This is a genomic window from Rhizobium sp. FG96 (assembly GCF_057808655.1).
Genome location: NZ_JBMDIL010000006.1, coordinates 35,632 through 53,070 on the forward strand (window position 1 = coordinate 35,632; position 17,439 = coordinate 53,070).

17 protein-coding genes are annotated in these 17,439 nt (G+C 60.1%); 5 read left to right on the forward strand and 12 right to left on the reverse strand.

Annotation, left to right across the window (positions count from 1 at the left end):
- Nucleotides 1-114 precede the first annotated feature (114 nt).
- Nucleotides 115-585, forward strand: coding sequence for a hypothetical protein (locus tag ACODR6_RS13185; protein WP_489022605.1), 471 nt, complete (start codon nt 115-117; stop codon nt 583-585).
- Between the two features lie 3 nt (nt 586-588).
- On the opposite strand, the gene ACODR6_RS13190 is transcribed toward ACODR6_RS13185, so the two are convergent.
- Both ACODR6_RS13190 and ACODR6_RS13195 read right to left on the reverse strand, forming a co-directional pair.
- Nucleotides 589-1,377 carry a YdcF family protein gene (locus tag ACODR6_RS13190; RefSeq protein ID WP_489022606.1) on the reverse strand — a complete coding sequence of 263 codons (789 nt, stop codon included), beginning with the start codon at nt 1,375-1,377 and terminating at the stop codon, nt 589-591.
- Between the two features lie 156 nt (nt 1,378-1,533).
- Nucleotides 1,534-1,734: a hypothetical protein gene (locus ACODR6_RS13195; RefSeq protein WP_130279381.1), complete on the reverse strand. Its 201-nt coding sequence runs from the start codon at nt 1,732-1,734 to the stop codon at nt 1,534-1,536.
- A gap of 180 nt (nt 1,735-1,914) precedes the next feature.
- Here ACODR6_RS13195 and ACODR6_RS13200 point away from each other — a divergent pair, with 180 nt between their 5' ends.
- On the forward strand, nt 1,915-2,718 hold the full coding sequence (locus ACODR6_RS13200; protein WP_112714182.1) for a helix-turn-helix domain-containing protein: 804 nt from the start codon (nt 1,915-1,917) through the stop codon (nt 2,716-2,718).
- On the opposite strand, the gene ACODR6_RS13205 is transcribed toward ACODR6_RS13200, so the two are convergent.
- Nucleotides 2,715-2,933 (reverse strand): hypothetical protein, encoded by a 219-nt coding sequence (locus ACODR6_RS13205; RefSeq protein WP_112714180.1) that lies wholly within the window; start codon nt 2,931-2,933, stop codon nt 2,715-2,717. The genes ACODR6_RS13200 and ACODR6_RS13205 overlap by 4 nt on opposite strands.
- A gap of 398 nt (nt 2,934-3,331) precedes the next feature.
- On the opposite strand from ACODR6_RS13205, the gene ACODR6_RS13210 reads away from it, so the two are divergent.
- Nucleotides 3,332-4,375 carry a SagB/ThcOx family dehydrogenase gene (locus ACODR6_RS13210; RefSeq protein WP_489022607.1) on the forward strand — a complete coding sequence of 348 codons (1,044 nt, stop codon included), beginning with the start codon at nt 3,332-3,334 and terminating at the stop codon, nt 4,373-4,375.
- Between the two features lie 104 nt (nt 4,376-4,479).
- Nucleotides 4,480-4,833 carry a helix-turn-helix domain-containing protein gene (locus ACODR6_RS13215; RefSeq protein WP_112714176.1) on the forward strand — a complete coding sequence of 118 codons (354 nt, stop codon included), beginning with the start codon at nt 4,480-4,482 and terminating at the stop codon, nt 4,831-4,833.
- 81 nt (nt 4,834-4,914) lie between these two features.
- Here the strand turns inward: ACODR6_RS13215 and ACODR6_RS13220 are convergent, their stop codons facing one another.
- Both ACODR6_RS13220 and ACODR6_RS13225 read right to left on the reverse strand, forming a co-directional pair.
- A complete protein-coding gene (locus tag ACODR6_RS13220; protein WP_112714174.1) occupies nt 4,915-5,121 on the reverse strand; it encodes a hypothetical protein in 207 nt (68 codons plus the stop codon).
- A 198-nt stretch (nt 5,122-5,319) separates the two neighbouring features.
- On the reverse strand, nt 5,320-6,303 hold the full coding sequence (locus ACODR6_RS13225) for an oxidoreductase (protein WP_489022608.1): 984 nt from the start codon (nt 6,301-6,303) through the stop codon (nt 5,320-5,322).
- Nucleotides 6,304-6,380: 77 nt separating this feature from the next.
- Here ACODR6_RS13225 and ACODR6_RS13230 point away from each other — a divergent pair, with 77 nt between their 5' ends.
- On the forward strand, nt 6,381-7,319 hold the full coding sequence (locus tag ACODR6_RS13230) for an AraC family transcriptional regulator (RefSeq protein ID WP_489022609.1): 939 nt from the start codon (nt 6,381-6,383) through the stop codon (nt 7,317-7,319).
- Between the two features lie 58 nt (nt 7,320-7,377).
- Here ACODR6_RS13230 and dnaJ read toward each other — a convergent pair whose 3' ends face one another.
- The 7 genes from dnaJ to ACODR6_RS13265 form a co-directional block, all read right to left on the reverse strand.
- Nucleotides 7,378-8,511, reverse strand: a complete 1,134-nt coding sequence (gene dnaJ / locus ACODR6_RS13235; protein WP_112714168.1) for a molecular chaperone DnaJ — start codon at nt 8,509-8,511, stop codon at nt 7,378-7,380.
- A 78-nt stretch (nt 8,512-8,589) separates the two neighbouring features.
- On the reverse strand, nt 8,590-10,500 hold the full coding sequence (gene dnaK, locus ACODR6_RS13240; RefSeq protein ID WP_112714166.1) for a molecular chaperone DnaK: 1,911 nt from the start codon (nt 10,498-10,500) through the stop codon (nt 8,590-8,592).
- Between the two features lie 269 nt (nt 10,501-10,769).
- Nucleotides 10,770-13,097, reverse strand: coding sequence for a transglycosylase domain-containing protein (locus tag ACODR6_RS13245; protein ID WP_489022610.1), 2,328 nt, complete (start codon nt 13,095-13,097; stop codon nt 10,770-10,772).
- 91 nt (nt 13,098-13,188) lie between these two features.
- The gene (locus ACODR6_RS13250) at nt 13,189-13,986 is read right to left on the reverse strand and encodes a glycosyltransferase family 2 protein (RefSeq protein WP_489022611.1); all 798 of its coding nucleotides are present in this window, start codon (nt 13,984-13,986) and stop codon (nt 13,189-13,191) included.
- 151 nt (nt 13,987-14,137) lie between these two features.
- Nucleotides 14,138-14,401, reverse strand: coding sequence for a hypothetical protein (locus ACODR6_RS13255; RefSeq protein ID WP_489022612.1), 264 nt, complete (start codon nt 14,399-14,401; stop codon nt 14,138-14,140).
- 212 nt (nt 14,402-14,613) lie between these two features.
- Nucleotides 14,614-15,405 carry an SH3 domain-containing protein gene (locus ACODR6_RS13260; RefSeq protein ID WP_489022613.1) on the reverse strand — a complete coding sequence of 264 codons (792 nt, stop codon included), beginning with the start codon at nt 15,403-15,405 and terminating at the stop codon, nt 14,614-14,616.
- A gap of 467 nt (nt 15,406-15,872) precedes the next feature.
- Nucleotides 15,873-17,258: a M20/M25/M40 family metallo-hydrolase gene (locus ACODR6_RS13265; protein WP_489022614.1), complete on the reverse strand. Its 1,386-nt coding sequence runs from the start codon at nt 17,256-17,258 to the stop codon at nt 15,873-15,875.
- Nucleotides 17,259-17,439 lie beyond the last annotated feature (181 nt).

Here is a 17,439-nt window from a genome sequence, read left to right on the forward strand (position 1 = left end):
CCCAAGGCGGCGGAGATCGTCGGGCGACTGAATCACGGCGGCAAGGGCGGCGCAAGGCGCGGCGTAGAGAATGCGCCGCTGTCAGTGTCCTTATCCGCCAAAAAGAGGAAAGCCGTGAAAGCGCTTCTCATCGCCCTCAATCTCGCAGTGCTGCTCGTGGTGCCGGTTGCCGCCTTCGCCCAGCAGTCCCTGATCTCCGATCCGGAGATCTACGAGAAGAAGCATTTCACCGAGCAATGCACCAAGGCGGAGTTCGGCGAGGGCTACGTGACCCGCCAGGACATCAACAATGACGGCCTCATTGACGCTGTCGTCAACGAGGGCGAGCTCACCTGCGACGGCGAAAAGGGACCGCAGTGCAACGATGACGGCTGCCCCTATAACTTCTATCTGCAGGTGGCCGAGGGCGGCTATTTCATGATCGCCACGGCGCAGATCTACGGCTACGACTTCGTCCAGCGTTTCGGCAACATGGTTCTGGCCATGAAGATGCATCCGCGCTTCTGCGATCGCACGGAGGGTGACCCCTGCATCGTCACGGCCCGCGTTCGCGGCACCAAATTCGTCACCATCTCCAAGAAATAGCGATTACTTCGGATAGAGCTCCGAGGTGCGCCCTGCCAGATAGTAGCCGACCAGGCCGAACCATTCGCGCACGGCCGTCGCAGTGTTCTGGGCGTTGAGGCTCGGCTGGGTGAAATCCAGCCCGAGATGAACTTCGCCATCGGTGCGGAAATCGGTCGGCCACGGCACCACGTCGATCCCGAGTTTGCGGAAGATGCCGACCGAGCGCGGCATGTGATAGCCCGAGGTGATCAGCAGGCAGTTCGACAGGCCGTTCGTGGCGAGCAGGTCCTTGGTATTGGTGGCATTCTCGAAGGTCGTCCGCGAGGTGGTCTCCTCGACCAGCCGCTCCGATGCCACGCCGAAGAGCGGGAAGAAACGCACCGAGGCAGCCGCGTCGCCCTCATAATGGCCCGATATCGAGCCATCGCCGCCGGAAATCAGGATCCGCGACTGCGGAAACTTCTGAGCCAGCCGCAGCGTCTCGATGAAGCGGTCGGCGGCGGCATTGAATTCGATGCCGTGACGGGCGGTGTTCACCTCGCTCTCGAAGGCGCCGCCGAGCACGATCATGCATTGCAGGCTATCGGGATCCTGCGCCGGTTTGGGGAAACGGTTCTCCAGCCCCTGCAGCAGATAGTTGCCCGCCGTCGTGTAAAGCGTCACGAACAGCACGGCAGCGCCAAGCCCGGAGAGCAGGAGCGCGCTCTTGCGTAGCCGGAAGGCCAGCGTAAGGAAGCCGAGAGCGGTCAGGAAGAACGCGAGGGACAGCGGCTGGCCGAAGACCCAGACAAGCTTGGAAAACAGAAACACGAAAACGCTCCCAATATCGAATTGGGCGGCATCCTATGCGATTCGGTTGTCGAGGAAATGGACGCAGGCCGGATGCGGTTGATCGTCTCAGATGATGGCAGGGATCAACGGCGAAGTGTCATCGAAAGATGATGAGATGGATTCCGATTCAATCGATTAGTGAAAGGGAGGTGCGATCATCCGCAACTGGTTTTCAGTTTCAGCGACCGCGCGTTCAATCCAGTAAAGAATTTCGGGCTGGTGATTAATATTTAAGCGCAGCGCCGAGAGTCCATCAAGTATCGTGGAAAGGTTTCGCTGCGTTTCATCGGCTGCGATGTTCGGCGGCGCTTCAGGCAATTCAATATCGAATTTCATTGCAGTGATCGTGCCTCCATTGGGCGGCGGATTCTTTTTGTTCCCGGCGGGAATTACCTATCCTTACGCAGCCATCTGTCAATTGGATCAGCCCGCAAATTGTGGCCTATCCCCCTTTGTATTCCGCTTGGCTTGCAGATAGTTTGAGCACCGACTCATCTCCTGAAAGCCACTGCGGACATGTCTGCACTCGAGAACTTTGCCGAAAATCTCCGGCGGCTCTGCCTCGCAAAGGCGGGCAGCATCAGCGCTGCCGCGCGCGGCATGGAAATTGGCCGCTCGCAGATCGAATCCTATCTTCAGGCTCGCCGGGCGCCTGGGCGTGCCTCGGTCAAGAAAATCTGTCAGTACCTCGGCGTCACCGAGGAAGAAATGTATCAGCGGCCGATCTCGGTCGACCTCGATCATGGCCGCCCGTCGGCGCAGCGTGTGCTGTCAGCCGCCCGTGACGCGCTGGAGCCGCTGCTCTTCGCGGATCCTGCTGCCGGTATCGCTCCGGGCCTATACCATGCCTATATGACGATCCCGAGTACGCCGGACAGCCTGCTCTGTGCCGTCATCGTCATTGCCAAGCAGGGCAATGCCACCACGTTTCGCCGTCTCACAAACCGGGCGGTGAAGAAGGGCGAATATTGGTCCCGCTTCACCGGCGATCACAAGGGCATCGTCGTCGAGCGCTTGAACTGCCTGTCATTCGCTGCCGCAAACCAGATAGGCACCCAGGAACCGACCCTGATGCGTCTTAGATGGCTGCCTTTCTCCGAAAAGCTGCTCGGCGGCCATTCGATGATCTTCACGCCGGCCGGTCCATCCTTCAGCGCCGTCGTCATGGTGCCGCTCAACAGCAGGATCAACCTGCGCACCGCGCTCCGCCTCGCAAAGGTCTACCGCACCACCGATGATGCGGTGCCCCGCATCGTCAGGGATATGATCGTTCAACAGCGCGCCGACTTCATCTCCGCAGTCACGCGCGACCTCAGTTAATTCAGCGACAACCCCATATCGTGGGTGGCCGCCGCCGGCTCGACGCTGACGCGGTGTGCCTCGATGAGTGCCATCGACAGAAGATAGGTCAGCATCGGCTGCTTCGCGCTCCTGCTCTGCGCGATCAGCGTGTTCAGCATGTCGATGGTGTATCCACCGACGGCATCATCCAAAGTCAGCTCTTCTTTGGCTTGCGCAGTCTTTTTAAGGCCCATTCTGCTTCTCCGGCGGTCCTACCGAATTATTCTCATGACTATGATTGTCATAGTTCGCATTTTTGGGCTACACATTTCTATGTAAACGCAAAAATAACGGATTTAATTCAGAAATTTCCTGTTTTTGACTTCAATTGAAGCAATGCATCACTCTGATGTATCAAAACAATATTTCCGTATTAATTGAATATTTCTGGTTGCTGTTTCATCCTCCAGCCGCGATCAAGGGGATCGCTCCTACAACCGTGGAGATGGATCATGCAGAACAAGACGAAGCCGAACCTCAAGGTAACGCCGGTCAAGGCCAAGCCGACCTTTGTCAGCCGCGGCATGATGTTCCGTATTGATTAAGTTCATAAGCGCCTGCTGTGGGCTCCGCGGCAGGCGCATGTGATTCGATGCGCTACCGCTCCTCACGCACTCTCGTCTTTCACAACGACGGCGACGCCTTCGTCGCCTGCAACTTCCTCACCAAGGCTGTTTTCGAATGCAGCCCTGATCTCCTGGAGTTCCTTCGCGCCCTCGACGACTGGAGCGCGACCGCCGCGATCCGCGATCTGGCGCCGGGTTACAGCGAAGAGGAACTGACCGAGACACTCGCCTCGCTGGTCGAGATGTCGGCACTCGTCGAAGAGAATTCGGCGTTGCATGCGCGCGAAGACGCCTTTACCCGGAACTGGAAATGGGGCGTGCCGGCTGCTCTCCTGCACTTCTGCGTCCAAGATCCCGACTATATGTCGCTCAACGAGGCTGAGGACCTGCAGCGTTCGACGCTGGCAGCCGAGGGCGAGATCGAACTCTACAGCCTGAATTCCGGCCGCAAGGACGTCATCCAGCTGCCTCCGGCGCTGAACGGCAATGCGTTGCTGCAGCTGATGTCGCGCCGCCGCACGCAGCGAAAGGGCCTGGCGAAGCCGATCTCGGTCAGTGAGCTCTCCGAGGCGCTCTTCGCCGGCCTAGGCATCACCGGCAAGGCGCGCAACGCTGTGGTCGAACTGCCGCTGTCGATGACCCCGTCAGGCGGCGCCCGCAATCCCTATGAAGCCTATGTCTTCGCCCGCAACGTCGAAGGGCTGGAGCCGGGCATCTATCACTATTCGGCGCTGGAACACTCGCTGGCGCGCGTCTCGGACGAGGAGCCCGAGCTCTCAACCCTGGTCGGCGGCCAGGAATGGGCCGATACCATGCCCTGCATGATCGTGCTCGTCGCCCATATGGACCGCACCATGTGGAAATACGAGGATGCCAATGCCTACAGGGTGGTGATGATCGAGGCCGGACACATCGGCCAGAACATCATGCTCGCGGCAACCGCGCATGGCCTGACCGCCTGTCCCACGGCCGCACTCAGCCATAGCGCGATCTGCAAATTGCTCGAAATTGGCAATCCCGCCCATGCGCCGGTCTACGCCCTTACTCTGGGTTGGCCTGACGCAACGTAAAGACCAAAAAAAGTCGGTTGAATTTTGCAACTCGCGGGTTGCGATATTTAAAATACCCGGCATATTATGGTGAGCAATTCGTTTCTAAATGAGGGAACGCTCACGTGCCAGATCCAGTCGATATCCTAGTCGGTCGCAATGTAAGACAGTTGCGCGCCCGGCGCCGCGTTTCCCAGCTCGAACTGGGGGAAGCCCTCGGGCTGACCTTCCAGCAGATCCAGAAATATGAGAAGGGGACGAACCGCGTTTCCGCCAGCAAGCTGCACCAGATCGCGCAGTTTCTCGGCGTGGAAATCTCCGCTCTGTTCGAAGGTGCCGAAACCAATCAGCCCGAGAAGATCGAGCTGAGCCCGGAAGCCTACGAACTCGCCCTGCATTACGACAAGCTTCACTCGCCGGCAGGCAAGGAAGCGGTCAAGACCATCCTGACTTTGATGAGCAACGAGACGGCGGCTTAATCCGCCCCGCAAACCGGCGTTGCCAGGGCCACTTCGCTTCCCGGTAAATTTTGCCCGCCCTCGTGGCGGGCTTTCTTTTTGTCAGTGCAGTTCGCGCTCGTGCAGCGCCGTCAGCAGCTCGTCCTGCGTATGATGGCCGGCGTGATAGAGGTCGATCGCGATGCTGGCGATCGACAGGCCCTGCTGGCTGCGAAGCTTGATGTTTCGCTCTGCGCACCAGGAGTAAAGCGCGCCGGCGAGGACATCGACATCATCCGCCGGATTGGACATGGAAAGTGCTGCGGTCATGTGAAGTGCCCTTTGGTTCGTTCCCCAATTCCGTGCTGAAGAGTGAAGTGATTTAGAGAAGTTGCAAGTCCGTTTCAGGGCCTGCGTTAACGCCGGACATATGGGCATTTCGCAGCGTCTCAAAACGGCACGGAAAGACCATCCGTGCCGCTATGAAACGCCTTTGACTGATTATAGGACGTGTAGCGGCGCCTCCATCTACGCCGTAAAGCTGCACCCGGTCAGTCTCTCGCTGAGTGCCCAGAGCTTGTCGGCCGCCTGCGAATCGCAGGCCCAGGGCCAGACGCCGGTCGGCCCGCTATGACCTTCTGGAACCAGCGGAGAGATGTCGCAGTCTTCGCAATAGACGCCGCCCCGGCCATCGAGCTTCTGGCTCGTTGCGCACCAGACGGAGGTCGCCGCACCCTCCTCGACATTCTTGAAGCTGCGCTGGCTTTCCTCGCTGACATCCATCCCGCCATCGGCATGCCGGGTAATGCCGAAGGCCTTGAAGTCATCATCGGTCAGATGGCGGACCAGATCGGTGATGATCGCGCCGGGATGGACCGAGAAGGCCCGCACACCGGACGCCTTGCCGCGTTCGTCGAGACCGACGGCGAAGAGCGCGTTGGCGGTCTTCGATTGGCCGTAGGCCTTCCACTTGTCGTATGCTCGTTTCTCGAAGTTCGGGTCTTCGAAATCGACGGGAGCGAACCGGTGACCGCGCGACGACACCGCGACCACGCGCGCACCCTTGGCCTTCGCCAGGGCAGGCCAGAGCCGGGCTGTGAGTTGGAAATGGCCGAGGTGATTGCCGGAGAACTGAACCTCATAGCCACGGCCGTCACGCGTCAGCGGCGACGCCATGACACCGGCACTATTGATCAGCATGTGAAGCGGCCGGTCGCTCGCAAGGAAGTCTTCCGCAAAGCGGTCGATTGCTTCAGGATCGAGAAGGTCGAGCGGCGCGAGCTCGACACGGGCAATACCGGTGAGATTGGCTTCCGCCTTGGCGCGCGTCCTGACGGGAACGACGACCGTCGCTCCGGCCTCGCTGAGCGCCCGCGTCGTCTCCACGCCGATGCCGGAATAGCCGCCGGTGACGATGGCGATCTTGCCGCTCAGATCGATCCCGGCAATCGCGTCGCGTGCCGTGCTCTTGGCGTTGAACCCCGAATGAATAGGCTGCTGTTCAGTCGTCACAGGTAAGCTCCTTCTGCAAACACAGCCGGATATAGATTGCGGTTCCGGGATGATCCATGTAACAAAGTTCCGATTTCTTGCTTGATCGTTCAGATATGGATCCGCTCTCCGATATCCTCGCCCTGCTGCAGCCGAAAAGCGTCGAGACCTATGGCGTCGTCTCCGGCGGCGACTGGGCGCTCGACTTTCCGCGCCGCTATGAGGGCATCAAGTTCGGTGCTGTCGCCCGCGGCCGCTGCTGGCTGCGCGTCTCCGGCGAGCCGCAGCCCTTCAAGCTGGAGGAGGGCGATTGCTACCTGCTGACCGGCCAGCCCTATTGGCTCGGAAGCGATCTCGAGCTCCCTGGTACCGATGCCCGGACGATCTTCGTCGATCTGAAAACCCGCGTCGCGCAGCATGGACCGCATGACGACACCTTCCTGGTCGGCGGCCGTCTAATGTTCGATGCCAGCCATCAGGTGCTGCTGACAGGCGCCCTGCCGGCGGTGATGCATATTCCGGCTGCTGCCGACGAGGCGGAAACGCTGCGCTGGACGCTGAAGCAGCTGGCAAAGGAACTCACCGAGATGCGCCCCGGCGGCGCGCTGATGTCGGAGCATCTCGGCCACATCCTGTTCGTCAACGCCCTGCGCCTGCATATGGCAAGCGAAGGCGAGGGGGCACCAGGCTGGCTGAAGGGGCTGAATGATCCGCGGATTGGCAGAGCTCTGAGAGCGGTTCACGCCGAGCCTGCACGGCGCTGGACGCTGGAGCAGCTCGCCAGCGAGGCCGGCATGTCGCGAACGGCCTTCGCGCTGCATTTCAAGGCGCTGGTCGGCTGGCCGGCGCTCGATTATCTGCTGCGATGGCGCATGCGGCTTGCGGCTCGTGCACTGCTCTCGCCGGAGCGCACGCGGCTTGCGGAGATCGCCCTGTCGGTCGGCTACGAATCCGAGAGCGCCTTCAGCGCCGCCTTCAAGCGGGCGATGGGCTGTGCCCCCAAACACTATCAGAGCCGCATCCGGCAACCGGTTTGAGGCAACAAAAAAGCCGGTGGGAACGCCACCGGCTTTCGATTGTCTGATGAGTGTTGACTCAGCCCTCGAAGAATTCCTTCATCCGGGCAAAGAAGCCCGTCGACTCAGGATTGTTCTCCTTGGAGGACAGCTGCTCGAACTCCTGCAACAGCTCGCGCTGGCGCTTGGAGAGCTTCTGAGGCGTCTCGATCTGGATCTGGATGTAGAGGTCACCCGTCTGGCTGGAGCGCAGCACAGGCATGCCCTTGCCCTTGAGGCGGAACTGCTTGCCGGCCTGCGTTCCCTCGGGAACGGTGACCCGCGATTTCGTCCCGTCGAGTGTCGCCACATCGAAGGTGCCGCCGAGCGCGGCCGTCGTCATCGAGATCGGCACGGCGCAATAGAGGTCCGCTCCGTCGCGCTGATAGAACTCATGCGGCTTGACCGACAGGAAGATATAGAGGTCGCCCGCCGGGCCACCGCGCGTTCCTGCCTCGCCTTCGCCCTGCAGGCGAATACGGGTGCCGTCTTCGATACCAGCCGGGATGTTGACCGAGAGCGAGCGCTCTTCCGTCACGCGGCCCTGGCCATGGCACTTGGTGCACGGGTCGGGAATGATCGTGCCGCGGCCATGGCAGGTCGGGCAGGTCCGCTCGATCGAGAAGAAGCCCTGTGCAGCGCGCACGCGGCCGGAACCCTGGCAGGTGCCGCAGGTCTTTGGCTGTGTGCCTGGCTTGGCCCCCGAACCGGAACAGACGTCGCAGGTGATCGAGGTCGGAACCCGGATCTGCGCCGTTTTGCCGGAGAAGGATTCTTCCAGCGAGATTTCCATGTTGTAGCGAAGATCGGCGCCGCGTTCGCGACCGCCCGAAGAGCGCTGCCGCCCGCGGCCGCCACCCATCATCTCGCCGAAAATGTCTTCGAAGATGTCGGAGAAGCCGCCGCCGCCGGCAAAGCCGCCGCCGCCACCCGGTCCCATGCCGCCATGTTCGAAGGCTGCGTGACCATAGCGATCATAGGCCGCGCGTTTCTGCGGGTCCTTGAGCGTCTCGTAAGCTTCGTTGATTTCCTTGAACTTGACTTCGGCGCTCTTATCGTCCGGGTTCTTGTCCGGATGATACTTCATTGCCAATTTGCGGAAGGCGCTTTTCAGCTCTTTCTCATCCGCCGTTTTGGCGACGCCCAGAGTTTCGTAAAAGTCCGCTTTTGCCAATTTAAACCCCGAAAATGGATTTCCGGCTGCCGTTAGGCAGCCGGATCACACTGGTGAGCATAACCGCTTCGCCGCGGATTACGCGGACTTTTTGCGGTCGTCGTCTTTGACTTCTTCGTAGTCGGCATCGACGACATTGTCATCGCCTGCAGACGCGTCAGCCGTGCCGGCTTCGGCTTGCTGCGCTTCGTAGATAGCCTGACCGAGCTTCATGGACACTTCCATGAGCGTCTGGGTCTTTGCCTTGATGTCTTCTGCATCGGGCTCGGTAGCCTCGATCGAGGACTTCAGGGCAGCGATCGCGTCGGAGATCGCGGTGCGGTCGGCTTCGGAAACCTTGTCACCGTAATCCTTGAGCGACTTTTCCGTCGAGTGAACAAGGCTTTCGGCCTGGTTCTTCGCTTCTACGGCTTCGCGGCGCTTCTTGTCGGCTTCGGCATTGGCTTCAGCGTCCTTGACCATCTTCTCGATGTCGGCGTCGGAGAGACCACCGGAAGCCTGGATGCGGATTTGCTGTTCCTTGCCGGTACCCTTGTCCTTGGCCGAAACCTGCACGATGCCGTTCGCGTCGATGTCGAAGGTGACTTCGATCTGCGGAACGCCACGCGGTGCCGGCGGCAGGCCAACGAGGTCGAACTGGCCGAGCAGCTTGTTGTCCTGTGCCATTTCGCGCTCGCCCTGCGAAACGCGGATGGTGACGGCCTGCTGGTTGTCGTCGGCGGTCGAGAAGGTCTGGCTCTTCTTCGTCGGGATCGTGGTGTTACGCTCGATCAGACGGGTGAAGACGCCGCCGAGGGTCTCGATGCCGAGAGACAGCGGGGTTACGTCGAGAAGCAGAACGTCCTTGACGTCGCCCTGGAGAACGCCGGCCTGGATGGCGGCGCCGAGTGCGACGACTTCATCCGGGTTGACGCCCTTGTGCGGCTCCTTGCCGAACAGCTGCTTGACGACTTCCTGAACCTTCGGCATGCGGCTCATGCCGCCGACCAGAACGACTTCGTCGATTTCGGCCGCAGTGACGCCGGCATCCTTGAGGGCTGCCTTGCACGGAGCGACGGTGCGCTGGACGAGATCGTCGACCAGGCTTTCGAGCTTGGCGCGCGTCAGCTTCAGCGTCAGGTGCTTCGGACCGGAAGCGTCAGCCGTGATGAACGGCAGGTTGATTTCGGTCTGCTGCGAGGACGACAGTTCGATCTTCGCCTTTTCGGCAGCTTCCTTGAGGCGCTGCAGGGCGAGCTTGTCGTTCTTCAGGTCGATGCCCTGGTCCTTCTTGAACTCGGTAACGAGATATTCGACGAGGCGCATGTCGAAGTCTTCACCGCCGAGGAAGGTATCGCCGTTCGTCGACTTCACTTCGAAGACGCCGTCGCCGATTTCCAGAACGGAGATATCGAACGTGCCGCCGCCAAGGTCGTAAACGGCGATCGTCTTGCCGTCCTTCTTGTCGAGGCCGTAAGCGAGCGCGGCAGCCGTCGGCTCGTTGATGATGCGGAGCACTTCGAGACCAGCGATACGGCCGGCATCCTTGGTTGCCTGGCGCTGCGCGTCGTTGAAGTAGGCCGGAACGGTGATGACGGCCTTCTCGACCTTTTCACCGAGGTAGGATTCAGCGGTTTCCTTCATCTTCTGAAGGATCATCGCGGAGATCTGAGCGGGCGAGTAGCCCTTGTTCTGAGCTTCGACCCACGCGTCGCCGTTATCGCCCTTGGCGATCTTGAAAGGAACGAGGCTCTTGTCCTTTTCAACGGTCGGATCGTCGTAGCGGCGGCCGATGAGGCGCTTTACTGCGAAGAGCGTGTTGGTGGGGTTGGTGACTGCCTGGCGCTTTGCCGGCTGGCCAACGAGGCGTTCGCCGTCATCGGAGAATGCCACCATGGAAGGGGTCGTACGCGCGCCTTCCGCATTTTCAATGACCTTTGCGTCCTTGCCGTCCATGACAGCGACGCAGGAATTTGTCGTTCCAAGGTCGATACCAATTACTTTTGCCATGTCATTTACTCCTTGAAGCAAGCTGTCGGAACCCTTGGTAAGGCATTTCCCTGACAGCCCCTTACGGGATGGGGGTCTTCGAACTAACGCAATCGTGATTGCGGTGATGCGGCGTATATAAGGAGCGGTTTTCTGGACTGCAAGGCGAGAAATAGCCCGAAATCCAGCAAAACGAGCGTGTTGCCTTCAATTTTTACAGTAGCCGGAAAACAAAGGTTTTCAGGCGCAAGGCAGCGTAACTGCGCGTTGCAGATCGTCCTTTTCTGGCTCTACTGTCCCATGATCAGATCAAGCAGCGTCGTGCGCTTCGGCTGGCCCTGATGGACCGGCTGGTCCTGGCCGACATCGCCGGGCGGAACATCGCCGTCATAGCCGTCGTCCGGGCCGATATCGCCCGGCGGCATCGGGCCACCGGCAGTCTGCTGTTGCTGCACGGGTGCTGGCGGATACTGCTCTGCCGAGCCACCACCGAAGACGCCGGAAATGATGCCGCCGATCGTCGACGGCTGTTCCTGCATCGGCTGCGGTTCGCCGTTCTGGGCCATCGGTTGGTTGCCGATCGTATTGGGATCGGTGACGAACTGGCCGTTGCCGAAGAGCGGCGCGGGCGACAGCCCCTTATGGGCGGCAATCATGAATTCCTGCCAGGCCTTGGCCGGTAGCCCGCCGCCAGTCACCTTCTTCATCGGCGTGCCGTCGTCATTGCCGAACCAGACACCTGTCGTCAGGTTGCTGGTAAAGCCGACGAACAGCGCATCGCGCGAATTCTGCGTCGTGCCGGTCTTGCCGGCTGCCTGCCAGCCGGGGATTCTGGCGCTGCGCCCTGTGCCGAATTCGATCGTGCCCATCATCATCGCGTTCATGTTGGCGGCGATGGTCTCGGAAAGCACCCGCGGCGGATTGTCGTAGGTGTTCTCGTAGAGCACCTTGCCCTCGGCGGTCGTCACGCGGCGGATGACATGCGGCGTCGCCTTGTAGCCGCCATTCATGAAGGCGGCGTAGGAGGCTGTCAGCTCTTCCAGCGATACTTCCGAGGTGCCGAGCGCGATCGAGGCATTCGGCTGCAGCTCGCTCTCGATGCCGAGCCGGTGGGCGAGCTTGATCACCTGATCCGGGCCGTCATACATGACGAGCTGGGCCGCGACCGTGTTCAGCGATTTCGCCAGCGCCGTGGCGAGCGTTACCTCGCCATTGTATTTCTTCTCGTAATTCTCCGGCGTCCAGTTGCCGATGCGGATCGGTGCGTCGTTGAAGACGGAAGCGGGCGTCAGGCCCTTCTCGAGTGCCGCCGCATAAACGAAGGGTTTGAAGGACGAGCCTGGCTGGCGCTTGGCCTTGACCGCGCGGTTGAACTGGCTTTCGGCATAATCCTTGCCGCCGACAAGCGCCCGGATCGCACCGGTGCCGTCGATCGAAACGAGGGCAGCCTGCGACGCCGCCAGCTTCACGCCCTCCTTGGAGAGGATGTCGTTCAGCGCCTGATCTGCCTTCTTTTCCAGGCCCTTGTCGATCGTCGTGTCGACGATCACGTCTTCCTTGACGTCGCCGCCGATCAGTCCCGGCAGCTCGTCCATCACCATGTCGGCGACATATTGCCCGGCGCCCGACCAGTAGCTCTTGGCCTTGGCAGGGGTCTGCGTCATCGCGGTCTTGACTTCGTCGTCGGTGATATAGCCCTGATCGCGCATCGCCTGCAGCACCACCTGGGCGCGGGCATTGGCGGCTTCCGGATCGCGGGCCGGGGAGAGCCGCGTCGGCGCCTTGACCAGACCGGCAAGCAGCGCTGCCTCGCCAAGGTTCACGTCACGGGCCGATTTGTTGAAGTAGCGGCGTGCCGCGGCCTCGACGCCATAGGCGTTCGAGCCGAAATAGACGCGGTTCAGATACATCGCAAGGATCTGATCCTTGCTGTATTTCTGCTCCAGCCAGAAGGAGAGCAGCACTTCCTGCACCTTGCGTTCCAGTGTTCTGTCCGGCGACAGGAAGAGGTTCTTGGCAAGCTGCTGCGTCAGCGTCGAGCCGCCTTGGATCGGCTGACCGGTCAGGTTGTTGACGAAGGCGCGGGCAAGGCCCATCGGATCGACGCCGAAATGCGAATAGAAGCGCCGGTCCTCGATCGCCACGATCGCCTGCGGAATGTAGGGCGACATCTGCTCGAGCGGCAGCGCTTCGCCGCCGGTGGCGCCGCGATTGGCAATGACGCTGCCATCAACCGAGGTGATCTTGACGTTCGGTGGCCGTTCCGGGATCGACCAGGTGCTGGCGCTCGGCATGCGCGAGCCATAGTAGAAGACCACGCCGGCAAGGCCGATGCCCGCCCAGATGCCGAGCACGATGCACCAGTAGATCATCCGGCGCAGCAGAGCGAAGAGGCCGCCGCCCTCGCGTTCAGGCGGCTCGCGCCGGTCGCGGCGCTTGCGCTCCGGAGCGCGGTTTCGGGATGATGATTTCGGTGGCAGGGCGGTGCGTCTCGCGCCACGGCGGCCGTCGATGCGGTCTTCGTCATCGAGCGCGAAATCGTCCTCGTCGTCTTCACGGCGCTCGCGGCCGCTGAAGGACGGTTCAATTCTGTCGCGTGATCTGCTTCTGCCTGCCATTCCGGACCGGTCGCACCCTCTGCCGCCCGCGCCAAATTCGCCGTCGCGGAGCTACCCGATTGAATTGTAATTACGGCGATTTAAGGGGGCGTTAATTATATCGGTCCGGCGATGATCTTCTCTGAAGCCGCTCAGTATTAATCCCGAGCGTTCGAAGAACGTGCCAAAATCTTCTCTTTGCCGATTGCGACCATTTCTCTTTGTTTTTGGATATTGCAGCCGAGCTAGACTTGGCCTTTTGCTTTGGATAATTCGTCCGGCCGTGTCCGCCGATATGCCGAACGTCATGGCCGAGCACCCAGCAGAGATCCTTGTTCTGCGCCTTATAAAATCGGCTGAGCGCTAGCTCATTTCCGACGCCAGCATATCCCTCAGGAAGCTGTCTATAATCTGCGGTCCGCTTTAGGGTCGGATTGTAGGTAAAAGTATACCACCTGAAATGAAGTTCGGGATAAAGCCGCTTGTATGAGATCCCGTTCTTCTTGGTGGTACGGACGCTGCCTACATATTTGGGAATATCCGTCTCGGTCCGAGCCAGTGCCAGGAGCGCGTTCGGCTCGGTCTCAAGTGCCGTCTTGAGGTCTCGGATAACGCCAAAATCTGTAAACTCCCAATCATCCTCGATATGGAAAATGAAAGGAGTGGTGACTTCCGCATAAGCCTTATCGACGGATCGAGTTTGACCAATATTAATCTCGTTGAAAATCACGCGAATGGGCTGATCGGGAAACAGATCTTTGAATTGGAATATGCCTGTGTCGTCGCTATCTTCGATGATGATGATCTCTTTCAGCGGATAATCGTTCCATTTGAAGAAGGATGTCAGCGTCTTCTCAAGAAGATCAAATCTTCGGCAACTCGTTACCACCATTGTGACATCGGAAGTCATCAATCCATCCGAAGGCGATGCGCCTTCGTCCCTAATCTCGGTGCCGTTTCTATCGTGTCGACTAATATTGGACTATTCATGGTGTCGCAATGGTCGACTGCACTGTGCTGTGTACCGCAGAGATTTTGATATGCCTATTTAGCTCGCACTTTTATGCATGGCTGCCATTCGTTGCGAATGTCACAAAACTGACATATATGCCGCCATGTTGCGCCCAAGAAAAAAGCAATAAGCGTAATGCATAGGCATTTTTGTTATGAGCATAGATCTCAATAGAATCGAAGAAACCCGTCTGCGGGAAATCTGGAGCGTCACCGAATTCGCTCGGCAGTACCGCCTTACCAAGATGGAAGAGAGCCGTTTGAAGATGCTTCACGGCCCGTTTGCCGCCATGCGCGATCTCGTGTCGACGCATAAGAGCGTCGTTATCTGGTAATTTGGAACCTTTAGGCGTCCCGGCTGTTTCTTCTGCAGCGGGACAGCCCCTCACGTTCCGCTCATGATCGGCCGTCTCCCCTCAACACGCGCCGATCGAAATCAGGCCCGGTGTCTCCTTCGGAGCGCCGGGCTTTTTTCGTCTTCGCCATCAAGAAAAGAAGAAGGGCGGCATTTCAGCCGCCCTTCGGTTCAGTTGTTGCAGTTCGGATCCCCCGGTTGGCAGGCGCCGCGCGGCGGTCTGCGGCGATCATTCCCCTGCTCATTAGCATCGCCGCGGCGGATGATCCGGTTGAAGTCATTACGAAGTTGTTGCTTACGAGCGTCATCGCCTTGGTTGTCTCGACGAGCGTCTGGCTGGCGACGGCGGTTCTGATCGCGATCGGCACTAGGCCTGCGATTGTCGCGGTCGCGATCGAAGTTCCGCTCGCGGTCCCGGTTGAAGTCAGGCTGGCGATCGAAGTCGGGCCGCCTGTCGAAATCCGGCCTCCGGTCGAAGTCGGGACGCCTGTCGAAGTCGGGACGGCGATCGAAGTCCGGGCGGCGATCGAAATCGCGCGGCGGCGGCGGACGGTAAAAATCTGGGCCACGGCGCCAGCGGTCACGGTCACGATAGAAATCGCGATTGCGATAGTAGCGGTCCCAATAGTTGCCGACGCTGAAGACGACGGTCGGGATACCGAGCGGGCGGTAATATTCCGGGCCGACATAGACGCGGCGGCTCTGGTAGAGCGCCTGAACGTAACGGCCCGCGACCCAGCCGCGCCCGCCATAGAACTCGACGTCGCACCAGGGAACATCGGCCAGGCAGCCATGTATCTCGACGGATTCGCCGGCCGGGATCACGGCAACGGCCGGGTATCCGGTGCTCGGGCCAGCGCGCATGTTGACATTCGCCGTGGCGAAGCCCTCGGCCGCCTGTGCGATTGCGGGAGCGAGCAAAAGCATGCCTGCAGCCGCGATCTTGAGAAGGGTGTTTCTCACGTTTCAACTCCCTAATTGGGCGCGGCAAAACCGTCGCCTGAAGTTTCTGCATCTGGCTTCCTGCCAGCTTCAGACATAGCTAGAGCGCTTGCCGACTTTTATCAGCCGGTGTTCATTCACTTTGTCTTTCAAAGACTTGTAGCTGTTGACCGATGAATGCAGGTTGAACGAGGAATGGTCCGGTTGCCTCTTGAAACGCCGGCGCTCGATACCGATATAGGGATCAACGGATAGCAGCCTGGAAACGGCAAACGGCGCAGGACGCCGGCGGTTTCCGGTCCCGACAGGCGGAACGCCTTTAATGGTTTGTTAACCTTTCGGGATCAGTCTGGCTGCAATATCTGCTTCCTCCTTGACCACGGATGTACTGGCACCGAAGCGAAGCAGATGACGAAAGGCCGGTTTTCGCCGGCCTTTTTGTCTGTCTGGATGGCGCGCGCTCTTTCGAGCTGCGCGCCTTTTCTGTCTCAGGCGAGTGCCTCAAGGATACGCACCCAGGAACGGATGCCCTTGTGATAGGAGGCGAGCTCGTACTTCTCGTTCGGCGAATGAATGCGGTCGTCGGCAAGGCCGAAGCCGACGAGGAGCGATTCCATACCGAGCATCTTCTGGAAATCGCCGACGATCGGGATCGATCCGCCCATGCCGATGACGACGGCCGGCTTCGGCCATTCGTCCGAGAGCGCGTTCTTCGCCTTGGTGATGACGGGCGAATCGTAGGACAGGTGGATTGCCGGCGAGGCGCCGTGCGGATGAAACTCGACCGAGCAATCGGCCGGGATCTTCGAGCGGATATAGGCCCGGAAGCTTTCGCGGATCGCTGCCGGATACTGCTTGCCGACGAGGCGGAACGAGATCTTCGCCGAAGCCTTGGCCGCGATCACGGTCTTGAAGCCTTCGCCGGTATAGCCGCCCCAGATGCCGTTCACTTCTGCCGTCGGCCGCGCCCAGGTGAGCTCGAGAACCGAGCGGCCCCTTTCCCCCGACGGCACCGAGAGGCCGACCTGGCCGAGGAAGGTCTCCGCCGTCTGGCCGAGCTTTTCCCAGGATGCTTTGATATTGGCAGGCGTTTCCTCGACGCCTTCGTAGAAGTTTTCGAGCGTGATGCGGCCCGTCTGGTCGTGCAGGCCGGCAAGCGCTTCCGTCAGGATATGGATCGGGTTTGCAGCCGCACCGCCGAACAGGCCGGAATGCAGGTCGCGGTCGGCGGCCGTGATGACCACCTCTTCGCCGACCAGGCCGCGAAGGGCGGCGGCGATCGCCGGGGTCTCATGATCCCACATGCTGGTATCACAGACGAGCGCGTAATCGGCCTTCAGCTCGGCAGCATTGGCTTCGAGGAACGGCTTCAGCGACGGCGAACCGGATTCTTCTTCACCTTCGAACAGGATCGTCACGCGGCAGGGAAGCGCGCCGTTGATTTCCTTATAGGCACGGCAGGCCTCGACGAAGGTCATCAGCTGGCCCTTGTCGTCAGCCGTGCCACGGCCCGTCAGGATTTTGCGGCCGTTTCCGGCATCCTTGATCGCCGGCTCGAACGGGTCGTTTTCCCAGAGTTCGATCGGGTCGACCGGCTGCACGTCGTAGTGACCGTAGAACAGCACATGCGGCGCATCCGCGGTCGCGCCGGCGTGATGAGCGACCACCATCGGATGGCCAGGCGTATCGCGCACCGAGGCCTCGAAGCCGAGCGTCTTGAGATAGGCCGTCAGCCATTCGGCCGCCTTGCGGCAATCCGCCTTATAGGCCGGATCGGTCGAGATCGACTTGATCCGCAGGAGTTCGAACAGCTTTTCGAGGCTTGAATTGAGATTTTGGTCGGCGCGCGAAAGCACCGGGGTGACGTCAGTCATTTCCGACTCCTCTTGAAATTTCGGCCGGACGATAGACCAAAGACCGGGCGGTTTCGAGGAGAAAAAAGACCTTGCCTGTGCGCCCTTCGAGGAAAGGCGCGGCTTCAGGTATATGTGTCCTATATCGAATAAATCGCGAAACAGAAACTGCTAATGCAATTTACGGTTATTTAGCAAACGC